Below are 16506 nucleotides of genomic sequence, written 5' to 3'. Positions count from 1 at the left end.
CTGAAAAGCTAAATATCACTACTGTAAAGTTGGGCGAAGTGCTTCATTTCCAGGGCCTGATCGACAGGCAGCTTCAGATCATATCGCTGCAGGTATTCCGCCGCCATCCTGTGCGTATTGAAAATGGGAATGTTGAGCAGCAGGTTGTTGATGCCCTTGTCGAGAAAAACCTTTGATCTATTGTTGTCATAAAAGGCACTGAGAATCAATGGCAGCAGCGAATAAAATGAGGTCGAGTCTTCGAAGTAGAGGAGTTCTTCCCGGGATTCGGAGAGGCTGGCGTTGTCAATCGGGCCTTCGTGGCCGAATTTCCAGCCGGTGGCGCCGTCGTGGTATCCTTCCACCCACCACCCATCCATGATCGACACATTGGGGACGCCGTTCATCGCCGCCTTCATGCCGCTGGTCCCCGATGCCTCGAGTGGTCTTTTGGGGCTGTTGAGCCAGCAATGCACCCCGGCTACCAGTTTTCTGGCGATGTGCATGTCGTAATTGGGGATGAACACGAGATTCACCAGCCCGCCGCTCTTGCGGTACAGTTCTTCCTGGTGGTTGAGCAGATTCTTGATGACGGTCTTGCCCGGTTCGTCGGCCGGATGGGCCTTGCCGGCGAACAGAAAATTGATCGGCCAGTTGTTGTCGACCGAGATCCGGCAGAGCTGTTCGATATCGTTGAAGATCAGATCAGCACGCTTGTAGGTCGAGAACCGACGGGCAAAGCCGACGGTGAAGACTTCCGGTTTCAGGCTGCTGTCGGCGTCAACACGAGTCGAGAGGTAATTCGGGGGGTCGATCCAGGTCATGCTCATCTGGGTGCGATGGAGGATCAACATTCGGTTGACAGCGTCGATAAGGGTCTTTGAGTCGGCCTCCCAGGCCGAACTCAGTCTCTCCCTGAAATCGGTGTCGTCGATGATCTCCGCTGCCCGGGCAAACACCCCGGGGTTGTGGCGCCAGCCGGAGAGCAGCGGTGTGGCATCAAAAACCTTTGCCCGTTCGTCGCTTATCCAGGTCAGGTGATGGACACCGTTGGTGATTGCCGAAATCTTGCCGGCGAATTGCGGGAATTGCCGGCAGGTGACGTCGCGGTGCAACCGACTGACGCTATTGGCCGAACGATTGACATGCATGGCCAATTGGGTGAAATTGTACGAATGCGGACTGTCCTCGTCATGGGCGAGCAGATCGAGAATACGCTGGCAGGATTTTTCACTGATACCGGCATACAGCGATTTGTTGAAGCGATCGTGGCCGGCCTTCACGGGAGTATGGATCGTGTAGACGAGTCGTTGCGATACGATCCTGGCCGCCTCGAAGACCTGCTCGTCGCTCGCCAGTTCTATTTGCGGGTGCTGCAGGATATTGGTCAATTCGTCGACGATGAGTTGTATGGCAACGACAACACCATGCTGTTCGTTGAGGTGGAAGGTCTTCGAAGTAACCCCGAGCGCCCGCAGGGCCGGCATGATCCCGATTCCGAGCATGCGGCGCTGCATCGCCTTGATCATCGAAGATTCGGCGTTGTAAAGCTGCGATGCGGCGTTGCGGATCAGGCTCGGGGTTTCGGAACGATAAAAATCAAGAAGGATTTCCGGGACAAAAAAATCGAGATCGCAGCTGACCTCCATTTTCATCCACACCTGGGCGGTCGCAACGGTCTCCTGACCATATTCGTTGAGAAAGGGGACTTCAATCTGCAGCGGCATCTCAGGGTTGTCGGGATTCTGCAGCAGGTAGAGTCCCGGGGTCGACTCCGGGTGCCAGTCGACGGTCTGCGAGATCTGGCCCAGTTGAGAATCGACGTATTGGGCGAAATAGCCTTGGCGATACAGCAGACTGACGGCAATCACCGGCAGGTGACAGTCGGCGTAACTCTTCAGCGTATCGCCGGCGAGGATGCCGAGGCCGCCACTGTAGGTGGGGATCTTTTGCGGACCATGGACGAATGTGTTGTAAAAATCGAGCAATCGGCTATCGGTGATCTGATGGCTGTCTGTGATATTCGCCAGTCTAGCGCGGATGGGGCTGTAGACATCCGGGTCGGCTCCGATTTCCATGGAGATATAAACGACGGAATTGCCGGCCGGATCGGTGAGTTGGCCCCAGACATGGTCGAATGTTCTCTGGCTGATTCCGAAAAATGTACCGATCGGGCTGGTGGCGAGCATTTCTTTTTTCAGCTGATCGGTAGCGATGGGTCGTGTCGAGTTCATGGTGTCCTATTGTGCTCATGAAAATTACGAGAGTGGGTCAAAACCCGGTGACAAATTGGAACATAGCGTTTGACATCCAGATGCGCCCGGTAATAGTATGACAGAGGAATGAGAAGTACAGCTGTTTTTTTCGATCGGGTCGTTCGGACACTGTAGATTGTGCTTGAATTTTGAAGAGCATCCTTTGTATATAGCGCATTAGTGAAAAAAATGGGCCTTGCCAGTGGTGTGCACTGGAGGGGTTTTTTTATTCGGACTGTCCGCCATTTTTTATCCACTATCATATCGAACTTAGGAGGTTTCGTCATGATGAAGAGATTACAGGTCGTAGTGCCCGCATTGCTGTGCGTGTCTGTACTGGCACTGACAGGTTGCGGTAAGAAAGCTGACACGGATGCAGCGATGAAGACGGATGCCGCTGCTCCGGAAGAGTCGCTCGACTCCAAGGGCACCGGCATCTCCGAGGGTCGCACCTCTGAGGGTATGCTGCCAGTCTACTTTGATTTTGATGAGTCTGCCATCCGGGCCGACCAGACATCCCGCATTCAGCTGAATGCCGATTTCATCAACAAGGGCACCGTCAACGTCCGTATCGAAGGTAACTGCGATCCGCGCGGCACCAACGAGTACAACATGGCCCTTGGTGAGAGACGTGCCATGAGCGCCAAAAAGGCTCTCCTCGATCTCGGCGTTGCGGAAGCAAAGCTGACCACCGTCAGCTACGGTGAAGAGCGTCTCCTGCTGCACGGCGAGGATGAGATGTCCTGGGCTCAGAACCGGCGTGACGATTTTGTCATCGTTGAATAACTGACAACGCTTAACAGCGGTCCAGGCTGAGAGGTCAATCTGATTGTGGAGAAGGCAATGGTGTTGAAAAAGTTGTTGATCGTCAGCATGTTCTTCATGCTCACTGGATATTTCGCTGACGGTGTTCAGGCCGCCGAGATGAAGATCGGTGTCATGAACGTACAGAAAATTATCGTCCAGTGCGAAGCGGGGAAAACCGGAAAGGTCCGTTTCGATCAGAAAATGAAGGAACTGCAGGGGAGGTTCAAAGGCGAGGAAGACACCCTGGTAGCCCTCCAGAAGGAAATAGAGAAGAAAAGCTCAGCCTGGAGCGAAGAGACGAAGTCGGCAAAAATTCGTGATTTCCAGAAGATGAAGCGCGAACTGCAGGCCAAAACCGAGGATGCGCGTTTCGAGCTGAAACAGCTTCAGGACAAGGAGTTGGAGCCGATTCTGAAGGCCCTCGAGGGTGTAGTTGTGAAATATGGCGAGAAAAACGGGTATACCGCCATTCTCGATAGCAAAAACGGTGTAATTTATCACAACCCGGCGATCGATATCAGTGATATCATCATCAAGGAGTTGAACAAAAGCATGGGCAAGTAGCAGCGGTTCATGCCATCAGGCTTTTCAAGTGTGTCGTACTGAAACGATGCAAGGGGAGGTTCTCTTGCATCGTTTTGTTGTTTCTGGAATTGTCGTGAGGGGAGTATGTCGATCAAAAGCATGACCGGGTTCGGCCGGGGAGAAGTGAAGTCCGAAGGCAGAACCTGGATTGCCGAGCTTCGCTGTGTCAATAATCGCTATTTCGATCTCAAGACTCGGCTACCCAAGAACTGCACGATGTTTGAGGAACCGCTCCGCAAGTTGCTGTCGTTAAAATTGCAGCGGGGGCGAGTCGATCTTGTCGTCAATATCAGTGGCGAGGGTGCGGATCTCAAGCAGGTGAAGGTGAATCTGGATCTCGCCCGTTCCTACCACCATGCTCTGGCCGAGATTTGTGCGGCCTTGGAACTCTCTGATCAGATCACTGTCAGCCAGATTGCATCGATGCCGGATGTCTTGGCCCGTGAACAGGAAAATGAAGATCCGGAGGCTGTCTGGCTTCAACTCGAGACCGTGGTGCGGGAGGCACTCGATCGTTGCGACGAGATGCGATTGCAGGAGGGGCAGGTCCTCAGAGATGACCTCGAGTCCAGGCTCAACCAGTTCGCCGCCACGGTCGGGATCATTGAAACGGCCATTCCCAGCCTCCTGCAGCAACGTCAGCGGACCCTGGAGGAGAGGCTGGAAAAATTGCTCGGCCAGGTTCAGCTCGATCCTGCCCGGTTGGCCCAGGAAGTGGCGATTCTGGCCGACAAGACCGATGTGACCGAAGAGATTGTCCGGTTGCGCTGCCATATCGGGCAGTTTCTCGCCTTTCTCAAGGAAAAAGCGGCGGTGGGACGTAAACTCGATTTTCTGGTACAGGAATTTCTTCGGGAAGTCAATACGCTGGCATCGAAGATCAACGATCCCGGCGTTGCCCACCTGACGGTCGAACTGAAGAGCGAACTGGAAAAGATGCGGGAGCAGATCCAGAACATCGAATAGCGTGTAAGGCGGATCCTTGATTGCAGAGCAACGTTGAAGGGATGAGGAGGACAGGATGCAGTTGTTGAATATCGGTTTTGGCAACACCGTCATGATCGAGCGGATAGTGGCGGTGATCAACACCGGATCGTCGCCGGCCAGGAAGCTGAAGGAGCAGGCGAAATCCGAGGGAAAACTGGTCGATGTAACCGAAGGCAGGAGGACCAGGTCGATCCTGGTGATGGATTCAAACCATATCATCCTCTCTTCGGTACAGCCCGACACCATCAGTCAGCGCATCCAGACGATGCAGCCGAGTTATCATCTGGCCGGGCTTGCCGCTGCTGACAAACCGGGTGAGACGGAACTGTGATGGGCGGCAGACTGTTTGTCATCTCCGCCCCGTCGGGGACCGGCAAGACGACGCTGTTGCGCCGGGTCATGGCCGGCATTACCGGTCTCGCCTTTTCCGTGTCGCACACGACCAGATTGCCGAGGGGCGGGGAACGGAACGGGATCGATTATCACTTCGTTGATCAGCATGAGTTTCTGGCCATGCGCGACAGCGGCGTGTTTCTCGAGTGGGCGAATGTCTACGGCAATTATTACGGTACAAGCCGGCGGGAGATTGACGGTCGCCTGCAACAGGGGCTCGATGTCATTCTTGATATCGATGTCCAGGGGGCTGCGGCCGTCCGCCAGGTCAGCGGCCTCGATGCCTCCCATATCTTCATCATCCCGCCCAGTCTGCAGGAGTTGGAGCGGCGTCTGCGCGGTCGGGGGACAGAGAGCGAGGAAAAGGTGCGAACCCGGCTTCACACCGCCCGGCTCGAGATGCAACAGGCGGGGGAATACCAGTATCTCATCGTCAACGACAACCTTGGCGAGGCGTCGGAAATGCTGCGGGCCATCATCCTCGCCGAACGGGCCAGGGCCCACCGCCGTCCTGACGGCAGACATATAGGGCTGCACCTGGATTTATGAGAAACCAGAAGAAGATACAGCTGCAGGGAGCGGAAAAGCGGATCAGGCTGAGCGACGATCTGATCTGGGGGGTGCATCCTGTTGTGGAGGCCCTGCAACGAGAACCCGAACGCGTGGTGGAGATCATCCTGCACCGGGAAAAACGCAGTGGCAAGATAGAAGAAATTATCGGGATGGCGCGGGAAAAGGGGATCAAGACGATCTTTGTCCAGTCCTTGCGTCTGGTTGGCGATGGTGCCGGAGATATCCGGCATCAGGGTGTAGTGGCCCGCACCATTCAGACAGCGCTGCTGCCGTTCGATGAACTGCTGCAGCGCTTTGCCGCCCGGGTGCGCCAGGGCGAGAGGCCGCGCCTTGTCGCCTGCGATTCGCTGCAGGACCCGCATAATCTCGGGGCGATTATCCGCTCGGCCCTGGCCTCGGGGGCGATCGGGGTTATCCTGACCCGCGAGCGCTCCGCCCCGCTTGGCGGTACCGCCGTCAAGGCTTCGGCCGGGGCGGTCTCGCACATCGACATCTGCCAGGTCACCAACCTGGTCGCCGCCCTGAAGAAGGTCAAAGAGGCGGGAGCGTGGGTGTTCGGCGCCGTCAAGGATTCGACGGCCCAGTCCCTCTATGCCACCGATTTTCGCCTGCCGGCATGCGTCGTCGTCGGCAGTGAGGGGGAAGGCATCCGGCCCCTGGTCCGTCGCGAGTGTGATATTGTGATCTCGATCCCGATGGCCGGCACCCTCGACTCCCTGAACAGCTCGGTCGCGGCTGCGGTCATTCTGTTCGAGGCGATGCGGCAGAACGAAGGCCCTGTCTGATCCGTCCCCAGGAACAAGAAGGCCCTCCGTCCGCCGGCTCACGGCCGCTTGCTCAACGTCTTTTTTTCTCCGCCAGCTTGGCCTTCAGCAGATCGCCGAGGCTGCCGGTTCTCGTCTCCGCCGACTCCCTGCCGCTCTTTTCCACGAATCTGCGGTACTCCCCCTGCTCATTTGCCTCGAGGCTCTCGGGCGAGACATAGTCCGCCGGGGCCAGGCTCATCTTGCGGCCGGCCGGATCGAGCGATTCGACCTTGACCTCGATTTCCTGGCCTTCTTCCAGCACCTCGCGGGGGTGATGGATCCTGCGGCCGCCACCGAGTCTGGAGATATGGATGAGGCCGTCGATCCCGGGGGCCAGGGTGACGAAGGCGCCGAAGGGGGCAAGACGGGCGACCCGGCCGTGCTGTGTCGACCCTTCCGGGAACTGCAACGGGATGGTTTCCCAGGGATCGGCCATCGCCTGGCGCAGGCTGACGGAGATCCGGTCCCTGCCCCAGTCAAGGGATTTGATGACGACCTTGACGAGCTGGCCGATGCTGACGTGCTCGGCAATGTTGTCGACACGGCTCCAGCCGATCTCCGAGATCGGGATCAGGGCATCGACGCCGCCGATGTCGACAAAGGCCCCGAAGTCGCGAAGGGAGGTGACGGTTCCTTCAACGGTCTGCCCTTCCTCCAGGGTATTGATCAATTCCTCCCGTCGTTCAGCCCGTTCCTCTTCCTGGATGGCCCGGGCCGAGACGACGATATTCCTGCCGCCTTCCTCAAAACGGGTAATCCGGAATGGCAGACGGGCGCCGATGAACTCTCCGGCCGGATCGCTGCTGCGGCGCAGGCTGATCTGGGAGTAGGGACAGAATGCCCGGACATTGCTGCCGAGGGTGATTTCGAAACCGCCCTTGATCTCCTCCTTCACCAGGCCCTCGACCGGGATGGCGCTGCGCCATGCCTCCTCGAGGTGATCGGCGTCGGAACCGGAGCCGATACGGCGGGTGAAGAGACTTTCACCTGACCGGCTCTTGAGGAAATAAACCTCGATCGTGTCGCCCACGGCCTTGGTCGGTTGCCCCGAACTGTCGGTGATCTCGGAGGTGTTCATGACCCCTTCGCTCTTGCCGCCGACATCGAGAAAGACCGATTCGCCGCTGATACCGACGATGGTCGCCGTGATCTTCTGGCCGGGGGCGATGCGCCGTAACTGTTTTTTTTCTTCCTGGTTGAAGAGGTCTGCAAAGCTGTCGTCTGTCGTGCTCATGTTATACCTGTTGAGTGCTGCTGATTGGTGGTATTCCCCTTCCTGCATGGACGGGCAGCGGGTGAACGCTGTCGCCGCCAGGGAAGGGAAGCTCCGTAACGGCATTGAGCCGGTATCGGGGCGAGTCAGGTTGATATCTCCCCGCTACCTGCCTTTGATCCTGTCCTGCCGCTCCAGGAATATATCTCGTGCCATGCCTGCTTTGTTTTCATTGTACCTGATGTGGGGGCTGATGTCCGCAGGAGACTGACATCTCTCTCCGCTCGGCTTCCGGATGCAGGTGGTTCAAGGGGAATGGCGGATCGCCAGGGCCAGGACCTGTTCGCCAGCCTGGAACAGCAGGCGTTTGCGGTGCAGATCGCCGAGAAACGCGTCGAGGGCCGAGACCGACAGCGGATGGAACCTCTGCTGAATATCGGCTCTGGTTCTGATCTGGCGACAGTAGAGATAGATTTCGCGGGAGCGTCCATGCAGGCGATGATGGAGGGGCGGGCCGTCGACCCGTTCCTGACGGATGATCAGGAACTCGCCGCCATCCCGATAGCTCAGGGCCGGTTGACCGGGGTGGGGCCGGTTGCGGTGAAATTCACGCCAAACCGCGATCCGGTCGGCGACGGGGCGCCAGAGTCGCCGCTGGTGGCGGCGGCCGCCGCGGTAATCCATGGTGAGCATGCCGACATCCTGAGCTATTTCAGCAGGCAGGAGAGCACGATACCTGTGTTCCGGCGCCAGGCCGAAAATGCCGAAGGTGCGCGGGTCGCGACAGACCGGTGAGCCATGCCCGAGGAAGAAGACGGCCTTGGCCAGCGGTCTGAAGGGAAGGAGAAAGTCGAGGTTGGCGATGGTCTCGGCGACTTCCTCGGCCGTACTGCCGGGAAATTCGAGGATGAGATTGCCGTCGAGGACGATCCCGGCGGCGGCGCTGTCCCTGATGACCGCGATGTTGTCGATGACCGTCAGTCCCTTGGCCATTTTTTGCAGCAAAGAGTTGGACAGTGCTTCGATCCCGACCTGGATGGCGTGCAGCCCGCCGCTGCGGTAAATGGCCAGCTGGTCCCGGCCGGTCGTGCCCCGGATTTCGGCGAAGAAGCGGCGATCCCGTGCGGCCTGTCCCTGGTGGCGGAAGAACTGGTCGGATTCCCGGGGTGGCAGGGCGTTGTCGGTGAAGAAGAAATCGAGGCACCTGTGCGCCTGGGACTGAGTCTCGACCTCGGCGATCATCCTCGGGGCACTCTTGTGCCGGTAGCCCTGCCATTGGAGGTTGAGGTTGCAGAAGGCGCAGCGGTTCCACCAGCAGCCCCTGGAAAATTCCAGCGGCAGTACCGGGATGAAGGGAAGCTCGGGAAATACCGTTTTGATCTCGGTGAAGTAGGGGCGAAAATCAGGGATCGGCAACAGATCGAGATTTTCCAGCTGATGACAGGGGATAGTGGGAAGAGTGGTTCGGCCGATGACGTGCTCCGGCAGGCCGTCATGTTTGCCGGCGATGAAAGCGCAGAGACCGAGGAGAGGCCGTTCTCCTTCGCCGTCGACGATGTAATCGATCTGGGGAAAGTGACGCAGCAGCGCCTGGCCGACCGTCCCGCTGCAGGACGAGCCGCCGAAGACGATCGGGGCGCTGAAACCTTGTTCCCTGATCAGGCGGGCGAGATGGAGCGACGACAGCAGCTGGCCGAAGCAGACGGAAAAACCGAGCAGCCGGCAGGCGGAAAAATCCTGGCGGGCCAACCAGCTGCGGCAGGCCGCGTCGATCGTGGAGACGAGCTCGTCATAGTCGGGAAGGTTTCCGGCGACTCCACTCTGACGGAGACTTTCCCTGAACAGCCGGCGCGTCTTGCTCCGCTGTCCGGGAAAGATCAGCGGGGCGAACAGGGCTTCGCCGGCCCAGCTGGTTTCCGAAATTCGCCGGTACACATCGATGCCGATAGCGGCGGCGATCTGCAGGAAGGGGTGGGCGGTCGTGATCTCCGCCTCCATCTCCTGTTCGACATAGGCCTTCAGGGCGGCGAGCTGGAGGGATGGCCGGTTGAACAGGGCCCAGGGCATCGAGATCAGTGTCGCCCGGAAATATGAGGCGGAGGCGGTCATTCGTTCTGGTGGATGATCTCGGTGTCTTCCGGTGGGCTGAAGGTGAACAGGGCGGACAGGGCCTGCTCATCCTTACCGTCGAGCGAGTTCTCTTCGATATGATTGAGGGTCAGGACGGTCAGGGTGTCGAACTGATCGCGGATCTCGAGGCGCCGGATCAGTGAATCGGCGCCGATCCACAGGTGGATGTCCTGTACCTGTGATTCGGAGGACCTGGGAACCAGCTGGATGACCCGCAGATCCCGGTATTCGGTATCGACGATATTCTTGTTGGGACCGAGGATGGCGAAGTTATCGGTCAGTTTGCCGGTGCCGGTAAAAAATGAATAGGTCATATCCTCCTCGATGACCTTTGCCGGCGAGACGATCATCTGGTGCAGATTCTCGAAATACATCGAAAAAGTCGTGCCGTCGCTGACGAGTACCTGCCTTTCCGGGCTGTCGTAGTCCCAGCGCATCCGCTTCGCCCCCGAGGTCTTGAGAAAGACCGCCCTGCCGCTGCCCTCGCGCGGCCGGCCGGCCATCTGGCCTTCGGTCGATTGGACGAACGAGAAGGAGAGACTGCGCATCGCGTCGTAGCGCTCCTGCAGTCGGGCTGCGACCGTGCCGGGCGGGTCGGGGAAGTTGGTCTCCACCTGGGCCAGTGCCGGTCGGGCGGAAGGAAGGACCAGGAGCAGGAAGGCGAGGAGGACGATGTGACAGCTGGCGTGAAACGGCTTCATACAAGCTCGAGCTCCAATGGACGGTTGAAGATTTTGGCGGCGACCTGCTGCGCCGACTCGGTCAGATCGGTGACGAAATATCTGCGGGTTGCCGGTTGATCGCCGTTTTTCCTGACGATGCCGGGATGGTCGGCGAGAAAGCGCTGCAGGTAGTGAGCCGTCTCGATGGAAGAATCGACGAGGTTGACCCGGTTGCCGATACGCGGCTGGATCAGGTTCGTCAGCAGCGGGTAATGGGTGCAGCCGAGGACGAGGGTGTCGATCTGTTTGTCCTTCAACGGATGGAGGTAGCGGCGGAGGATCATCTTGGTCTCGCGCTTGTTGATCCAGCCTTCTTCGACCAGCGGCACGAGAAGCGGGCAGGCCAGGGAGAACACCTTGAACTGCGGGTCCAGAGCGGTGATCGACCGCTCGTAGATGTTGCTCCTGACAGTCGCTCTGGTGCCGATAATGCCGACGCGGCCGGTGCGGCTGCGGGCAAGGACCGCCTGGACTGCCGGCGTAACGACCTCGATGATCGGCACGTTGAACTCCTGGCGGAGACGTTCGGTGGCAACACTCGATGCGGTGTTGCAGGCGATGACGATGAGGTTCGATCCCTTTTGAAGCAGGAATTCGGTATTGCGCAGGGAATAGTCGATAATTGTCTCCGCGCTCTTGGTCCCGTATGGGGTCCTGGCGATATCGCCGAGATAGAGGATGGAATGATCGGGCAGGAGCTGCTCGACAGCCCTGGCCACGGTCATGCCGCCGATGCCTGAATCGAAGATGCCAATCATGAATGTCAGTGGAAGAAGGATGGAACCGCTGCAAGCGGTAGCGGGAGATGCTGCGGAAATAATAACAATGAAGGCTAGCTATACCAGAAAAGAACCGAAACGACAAGCAGGCCGTTTTCGATCAGGCTGCCTGCGGGAATCCGGGCAGGTCGGCCCGAGGGGCATCGGTGCGAGGGATGATTTTTCCCGTCCCATTTCCACTGGCTGTTGACAGCGGCGGGAGGGAGAATTATTTTAGCTCCAGTTTCGGAAGGGGGCCGACTCCAGGCAGAGGGGGCGGCTGTACAATCTGAATCGGACCGTAGGTCCGTGCAACCATAGTCAAGGAAGTACGATAATGCCTGTCTACGAATACGAATGCAGCGATTGCCACAAAGTTTTTGAGGTTCAGCAGAAGATCTCGGACGCACCGTTGAGTGTCTGCCCGGAGTGCGACGGATCGGTCAAAAAGTTGATGTCAATGAGTTCCTTCCAACTCAAAGGCGGCGGCTGGTACGCCGATGGCTACTCGAGTTCCTCCGGCGGCGCCGGCAAATCGGCACCGGCGGCCTCCGCTTCCTGTCCGTCAGGCGGCGGTTGTGCCAATTGCCCGGCGGCGAGCGCCAGTTAAGGTTTTACTCCTCCCATCCCGCTGATGCCGTGGTTTTTGCGGTAACGACTGCCATGGCATCGCCGTAAGAATAGAACCTGTAGCCTTCCCTGACCGCCGTTTCATAGCAGAAGAGCAGGGTTTCGCGTCCGCAGAGCGCCGAAACCAGGAACATCAGCGATGAGTTCGGCAGGTGGAAATTGGTGATCAGGCAGTCCACGATCTTGAAGGTGAAACCTGGGTAGATATAGAGATCGCACCATCCTTCGACTGCAGCCGGGGTGGCTTGACGCTGTCTTGCCGCAAATTCGAGGGCCCGCACGGTGGTGGTGCCGACGGCCCAGACCCGGCCGCCGCTTTCCTTCGTCTTAGAGATCAATGCCATTGTCTCGGCTGGGACCTCGATATATTCGGCATGGATCTTGTGATCCCTGATCTCCTCCGTCCGCACCGGGGCGAAGGTGCCGTATCCGACGTGGAGGGTGATCGTCGCCAGATTCACGCCCTTGCCTTTCAGGGTCTGCAGCAGCGCCTCGGTGAAGTGGAGGCCGGCGGTCGGCGCGGCGACGGCTCCGGGACGGTGGGCATAGACCGTCTGGTAACGCTCGCGGTCCGCCGCTGTTGTCCCCTCCCGACGCAGGATGTACGGCGGCAGAGGGACCTGGCCGCAGGCGGACAGAGCCTGAGCGATGTCTTCGCCTTCCCCGAAGAGCATCTCGAGACGCGCCTTGCCGTCGGTCAGGAGTTCGATGACCGTGCAGACCAGACCGCCGTCAAGGAACAGGCGGCTGCCGGGCTGCGGTCGCTTCGAACTCCGGAGCAGGGCCGTCGCCCGGGCTGGTCCAGCCGATTCTCCGGCGCGGGAGGGAAACTCGAGGAGAAAGACCTCGATCCTGCCGCCGCTGTCCTTTCGTCCCTGCAGTCGCGCCGGGAAGACCCTGGTGTCGTTGACGACCAGCAGGTCACCGTCGTTCATCAGATCGACGATGTCGGTAAATCGCCGGTGGCTGATCGTCCTGCTGTCGTTGTCAAGAACCAGCAGGCGGGAGTTGTCGCGACGGTCGGCCGGATGTTGGGCGATACGCTCCGTCGGCAGATGATAGTCGTAGGCGGAAAGGATGAAATCCTGTTGCATGTGGGTGGTGTTTTCAGTAGTAAGAAATGTGATGGAAGGCGCCTCTGTTTCCGCCGATCCAGGAAATCTGGGGCGGGGACCGGGCATACTATCTGGGATCTGTCAGAGAGGGGGCTGCTTTAGATACCATGTTCCTGGCCGTTGCCGCAACTGAAATGGAAATGGCGCCCCTGGGCCGGATGCTGGCCGCCTCGAAGGTTCCCTGCGTGACCCTCGTTGCCGGGGTGGGGCCGGTCGAGTCGGCCCTGCGGATTGCGCGCTTCCTGTGCACCGATGGGCGGCATATCCGCGGAATCGTCAATTTCGGCGTTGCCGGGGCCTATATCAACCTCCAGGGCTATCAGTCGGCCGCGCCTCTTGACGTCTGTCTGGCCGAGCGGGAAATCGCCGGCGATTTCGGCATCTGCTACGGTGACAATATGGATTACCTGCCGGAGGAGCTGACCGGTCGGATCGCCTATGACATCGACCGTTCCCTGCTGCTCCAGGCCGGCCTCATCCTCCAGCGCAATGACCTTCATCCCCATGTCGGGACCTTTGTCACCGTCAATGCCGTGTCCGGCACCAGGGCCCGCGGCGAGAATCTGCGGCAACAGTGGCAGGGATTGTGCGAAAATATGGAAGGCGCCTCGATAGCCCGGGTCGCCGAGGCCTTTGGCCTGCCGTTTCTCGAGGTGCGCTCCATATCGAACATGGTCGAGAATCGGAACTCGCAGAACTGGCAGCTGGACGAGGCCTGTGAGGTTGCCGCCGGAGCCGCCTTCCTTCTTCTCCGTGAACTGGAACTGTCATGAAACCACTGTCCCTGGGCTACTCACCCTGCCCCAACGACACCTTCATCTTCTATGCCTTAAGCCATGGAGTTATCGATCCTGGCGACCTCAAATTCGATAGGCCGCACCTGGAGGATGTCGAGACCCTCAATTCCTGGGCCCTGGACCATCGCCTCGATATCACCAAGATCTCCTGCCATGCCCTGGGCCATGTCAGTGACGAATACTGCGTCCTCGCCGCCGGCGGCGCTCTCGGCCGCGGCTGCGGACCGCTGGTCGTCGCCGCCTCCGCAATTCCGGTGGCCGACCTTGCCGGCCGACGGGTCGCCATCCCCGGCCGGTTGACCACCGCCGCCCTGCTGTTCAAGCTGTTCCAGCCGGCCTGCACCGACCTGGTCGAGATGCGATTCGATCGGATCATGGCGGCGGTCCGCCGGGGCGAGGTCGATGCCGGGGTCATCATCCACGAAAGCCGTTTCACCTATGGCGAAGAAGGGTTGACCTGTCTCCAGGATCTCGGCCAGTGGTGGGAGACGATCTCCGGCCAGCCGATTCCCCTCGGCTGCATCGTCGCCAGGCGAAGCCTGGGCGATGCGGTGATAAAGCGCGTCGAGCGGACGGTGGCGGCCAGCGTCGATTATGGCTTCCGCTTCCCTGAAAAATGCCTGCCCTATATCCGGGCCCACAGCCAGGAGACGGCGCCGGAGATCGTGGAGAACCACATCCGCCTGTATGTCAACGATTTTTCCCGTCATCTTGGTGACGAAGGAATGGCGGCGATCAGCGTCTTCCTTCAGCGTGGACGGACCGCCGGGGTTCTGCCGCCAGGCGCGGAAGGACAGCTCCCCCTCTTTGCCTGCCACCTCGGGGAAGAAAGATGAGCGACGGCGCTCACAGGATATCGGCGTGCCGGCGGCTGCCGGTCTTTCGGCTGATATCGACGAATGCAGCGATCGCTCAGGACTTCGGCCGTTCGCTGGCCGGCGAGATTGCCGGCCGCGGCCTGCGGCTGCTGGTCGTCCGTTTTCCGGCAGCCGGTGTTCCTGCGACCGCCGTCGCTCCGTTTCCCGGGGATACCGCGATCCCGGCCGCAGATCGGCCCGACGGCGGCGAAAGCTTCAGTGTCTCCCACCTCGAGGTGGTCGATGCCGGTCATGCCCTGTCGCTGCTGACCGATCTCGCCCTGCACCATGATCTTGTCCTGGTCGACGGCGACTGCGGTCTGCCCCTCAATACGGTGCGGCTGGCGACCACGGCCGCCCTGGAGACGGACGAAGGGGATACCGCCGATCTCCGCACGGTCGATCCCCGTCAGGGGACTGCGGCCTGTGCCGATCTGCTGCTTTCCTGGCTGGACGAGATCTGGCGGGCAGTGCCGGTCTGGGCCTGTGTCCTGATCGGCGGCCGGAGTTCACGGATGGGGCGGCCGAAGCACCTGCTCGAGAAAGCCGGTGGCCGGACCTGGCTGGAGGATACGGTCGATGTCCTGCGTCCCCATGTCGAAAGGGTCGTCCTGGCCGGTCGAGGGGAAATTCCTTCTTCCCTCCAGGATCTGACCCGGATTGCCGATGCACCGGGCCTCGTCGGCCCCCTGTCGGGAATCCTGGCCGCCATGCGCTGGCAGCCGGACGTCACCTGGCTTCTCGTCGCCTGCGATATGCCGTCCCTGACCTCTTCCGCGTTGCACTGGCTGCTGGAGGAGCGCCGGCCCGGACGATGGGCCGTCATCCCGCGACGGAAGGCCGACATCTACGTCGAGCCGCTGTTCGCCTGTTATGACCGACGCTGCCGGACGCTGTTCGAGGAGCTGCGACTCTCTGGTTCGCTTCGGATCGGCATGATTGCCCACAAAATCGATGTCTACCATCCGGTCATCCCCGAGCCATTCCTTCACGCCTGGGACAACATCAACACCCCGTCGGAATTTGAACAGTACTGCGATGACTGCGGCATCAACCGGGAGCAAGCGGGAGAGGGCTGATGTCTTCCTACGACGAGCAGTGCTCCGAGGATTTTGGTCGGATAAGGGCCCGGATCGAACGGTATTTCGTCGATTTGCGGACTGCCTGTCCCTATGGTCTCCCCTTCGTTGCCACGTTTCACCAGGCGATGTTGTGCCCGATCGAACAGCGGGTGATGGAGCTGTTCCTTGCCGCCGGCTACCGGCGAAACGGCAACTGCCTGTATACCATGCACTGCGCCGACTGCGCGGCCTGCATCGCGATCCGTCTCGATGTCCGCGAGTTCCGCCCGAACCGGAACCAGCGGCGGGTGCAGAAAAAGAACGTCGATATCGAATGCAGTGTCGAGGACCTGGTCCAGGACCGGGAGAATCTCCAGCTCTGTCAGAAGTTTCTCGAAAGACGGTATCCGCAGAAAAACAATACCGCCGAAGGATACTACCAGAGTTTTTTCCTCAACGGCATTGTCGACAGCCGCCGGATCGAATTTCGCCTGGCAGGCCGTCTTGTCGGTGCTTCGATTGTCGATTTCGGCAGGAACTGGGTCAATGCAGTCTATTTCTATTTCGATCCGGACGAGAGCGACCGCAGTCTTGGCACCTACAACATCATAACCCTTGTCGATATGTGCCGGGCGTGGGGCATCGATTACATCTATCTTGGTTATTATATTCGTGATGTGGCGGCGATGAGCTACAAAACCGCGTTCAAGCCCTATTCTCTGCTGGAGGACGGGCAATGGCGGTCGTATCGGTCGTAGCCCGCCGGCCGGATGTTTGACGAATGATTTTGATCTGTGATATGCTGACCTGAGGCAGGGGCGCCACGACCTTTTTAAAT

17 protein-coding genes are annotated in these 16506 nt (G+C 59.4%); 11 read left to right on the top strand and 6 right to left on the bottom strand.

What is annotated here, in order from left to right; translation table 11 throughout:
- Positions 1 to 8 precede the first annotated feature (8 nt).
- On the bottom strand, positions 9 to 2213 hold the full coding sequence (glgP, locus tag HNQ81_RS06755) for an alpha-glucan family phosphorylase (RefSeq protein WP_183349605.1): 2205 nt from the start codon (positions 2211 to 2213) through the stop codon (positions 9 to 11).
- A 306-nt stretch (positions 2214 to 2519) separates the two neighbouring features.
- On the opposite strand from glgP, the gene HNQ81_RS06750 reads away from it, so the two are divergent.
- From HNQ81_RS06750 to rlmB, 6 genes are all read left to right on the top strand, one after another.
- A complete protein-coding gene (locus HNQ81_RS06750) occupies positions 2520 to 3020 on the top strand; it encodes an OmpA family protein (RefSeq protein ID WP_183349603.1) in 501 nt (166 codons plus the stop codon).
- Positions 3021 to 3077: 57 nt separating this feature from the next.
- On the top strand, positions 3078 to 3605 hold the full coding sequence (locus HNQ81_RS06745) for an OmpH/Skp family outer membrane protein (RefSeq protein ID WP_183349601.1): 528 nt from the start codon (positions 3078 to 3080) through the stop codon (positions 3603 to 3605).
- Positions 3606 to 3710: 105 nt separating this feature from the next.
- A complete protein-coding gene (locus HNQ81_RS06740) occupies positions 3711 to 4592 on the top strand; it encodes a YicC/YloC family endoribonuclease (protein ID WP_183349599.1) in 882 nt (293 codons plus the stop codon).
- A 55-nt stretch (positions 4593 to 4647) separates the two neighbouring features.
- A complete protein-coding gene (locus HNQ81_RS06735) occupies positions 4648 to 4944 on the top strand; it encodes a DUF370 domain-containing protein (protein ID WP_183349597.1) in 297 nt (98 codons plus the stop codon).
- Positions 4944 to 5555 carry a guanylate kinase gene (gene gmk, locus HNQ81_RS06730; RefSeq protein WP_205240154.1) on the top strand — a complete coding sequence of 204 codons (612 nt, stop codon included), beginning with the start codon at positions 4944 to 4946 and terminating at the stop codon, positions 5553 to 5555. Before HNQ81_RS06735 ends, gmk begins: the two co-directional genes overlap by 1 nt.
- On the top strand, positions 5552 to 6364 hold the full coding sequence (gene rlmB / locus HNQ81_RS06725) for a 23S rRNA (guanosine(2251)-2'-O)-methyltransferase RlmB (protein WP_183349593.1): 813 nt from the start codon (positions 5552 to 5554) through the stop codon (positions 6362 to 6364). Before gmk ends, rlmB begins: the two co-directional genes overlap by 4 nt.
- 52 nt (positions 6365 to 6416) lie before the next feature.
- Here the strand turns inward: rlmB and rpsA are convergent, their stop codons facing one another.
- From rpsA to murI, 4 genes are all read right to left on the bottom strand, one after another.
- Complete coding sequence (gene rpsA / locus HNQ81_RS06720) at positions 6417 to 7619, bottom strand: 30S ribosomal protein S1 (protein WP_183349591.1); 1203 nt, start codon at positions 7617 to 7619, stop codon at positions 6417 to 6419.
- 285 nt (positions 7620 to 7904) lie between these two features.
- On the bottom strand, positions 7905 to 9707 hold the full coding sequence (locus HNQ81_RS06715; RefSeq protein WP_183349589.1) for a RiPP maturation radical SAM C-methyltransferase: 1803 nt from the start codon (positions 9705 to 9707) through the stop codon (positions 7905 to 7907).
- Positions 9704 to 10429, bottom strand: coding sequence for a LolA family protein (locus tag HNQ81_RS06710; protein WP_183349587.1), 726 nt, complete (start codon positions 10427 to 10429; stop codon positions 9704 to 9706). Before HNQ81_RS06710 ends, HNQ81_RS06715 begins: the two co-directional genes overlap by 4 nt.
- Positions 10426 to 11208: a glutamate racemase gene (gene murI / locus HNQ81_RS06705; RefSeq protein ID WP_183349585.1), complete on the bottom strand. Its 783-nt coding sequence runs from the start codon at positions 11206 to 11208 to the stop codon at positions 10426 to 10428. The genes HNQ81_RS06710 and murI overlap by 4 nt, the downstream gene beginning before the upstream one ends.
- 337 nt (positions 11209 to 11545) lie before the next feature.
- On the opposite strand from murI, the gene HNQ81_RS06700 reads away from it, so the two are divergent.
- A complete protein-coding gene (locus HNQ81_RS06700; RefSeq protein WP_183349583.1) occupies positions 11546 to 11818 on the top strand; it encodes an FmdB family zinc ribbon protein in 273 nt (90 codons plus the stop codon).
- 4 nt (positions 11819 to 11822) lie between these two features.
- Here the strand turns inward: HNQ81_RS06700 and queA are convergent, their stop codons facing one another.
- On the bottom strand, positions 11823 to 12932 hold the full coding sequence (gene queA, locus HNQ81_RS06695; protein ID WP_183349581.1) for a tRNA preQ1(34) S-adenosylmethionine ribosyltransferase-isomerase QueA: 1110 nt from the start codon (positions 12930 to 12932) through the stop codon (positions 11823 to 11825).
- 128 nt (positions 12933 to 13060) lie between these two features.
- On the opposite strand from queA, the gene mqnB reads away from it, so the two are divergent.
- Genes mqnB through HNQ81_RS06675 form a run of 4 tightly spaced genes read left to right on the top strand, consistent with a single transcriptional unit; the run spans position 13061 to position 16426 of the window.
- Positions 13061 to 13726, top strand: a complete 666-nt coding sequence (gene mqnB, locus HNQ81_RS06690) for a futalosine hydrolase (protein WP_183349579.1) — start codon at positions 13061 to 13063, stop codon at positions 13724 to 13726.
- The gene (locus HNQ81_RS06685) at positions 13723 to 14586 is read left to right on the top strand and encodes a 1,4-dihydroxy-6-naphtoate synthase (RefSeq protein WP_183349577.1); all 864 of its coding nucleotides are present in this window, start codon (positions 13723 to 13725) and stop codon (positions 14584 to 14586) included. The genes mqnB and HNQ81_RS06685 overlap by 4 nt, the downstream gene beginning before the upstream one ends.
- Positions 14583 to 15686, top strand: a complete 1104-nt coding sequence (locus tag HNQ81_RS06680) for a molybdenum cofactor guanylyltransferase (RefSeq protein ID WP_183349575.1) — start codon at positions 14583 to 14585, stop codon at positions 15684 to 15686. Before HNQ81_RS06685 ends, HNQ81_RS06680 begins: the two co-directional genes overlap by 4 nt.
- Positions 15686 to 16426 carry an arginyltransferase gene (locus tag HNQ81_RS06675; RefSeq protein WP_183349573.1) on the top strand — a complete coding sequence of 247 codons (741 nt, stop codon included), beginning with the start codon at positions 15686 to 15688 and terminating at the stop codon, positions 16424 to 16426. Before HNQ81_RS06680 ends, HNQ81_RS06675 begins: the two co-directional genes overlap by 1 nt.
- The last annotated feature ends 80 nt before the right edge of the window (positions 16427 to 16506 follow it).

Source organism: Desulfoprunum benzoelyticum (genome assembly GCF_014201505.1).
In the GTDB taxonomy this organism is placed as follows: Bacteria; Desulfobacterota; Desulfobulbia; order Desulfobulbales; family Desulfocapsaceae; genus Desulfoprunum; species Desulfoprunum benzoelyticum.
This window is presented reverse-complemented; position numbering and strand designations above follow the sequence as displayed.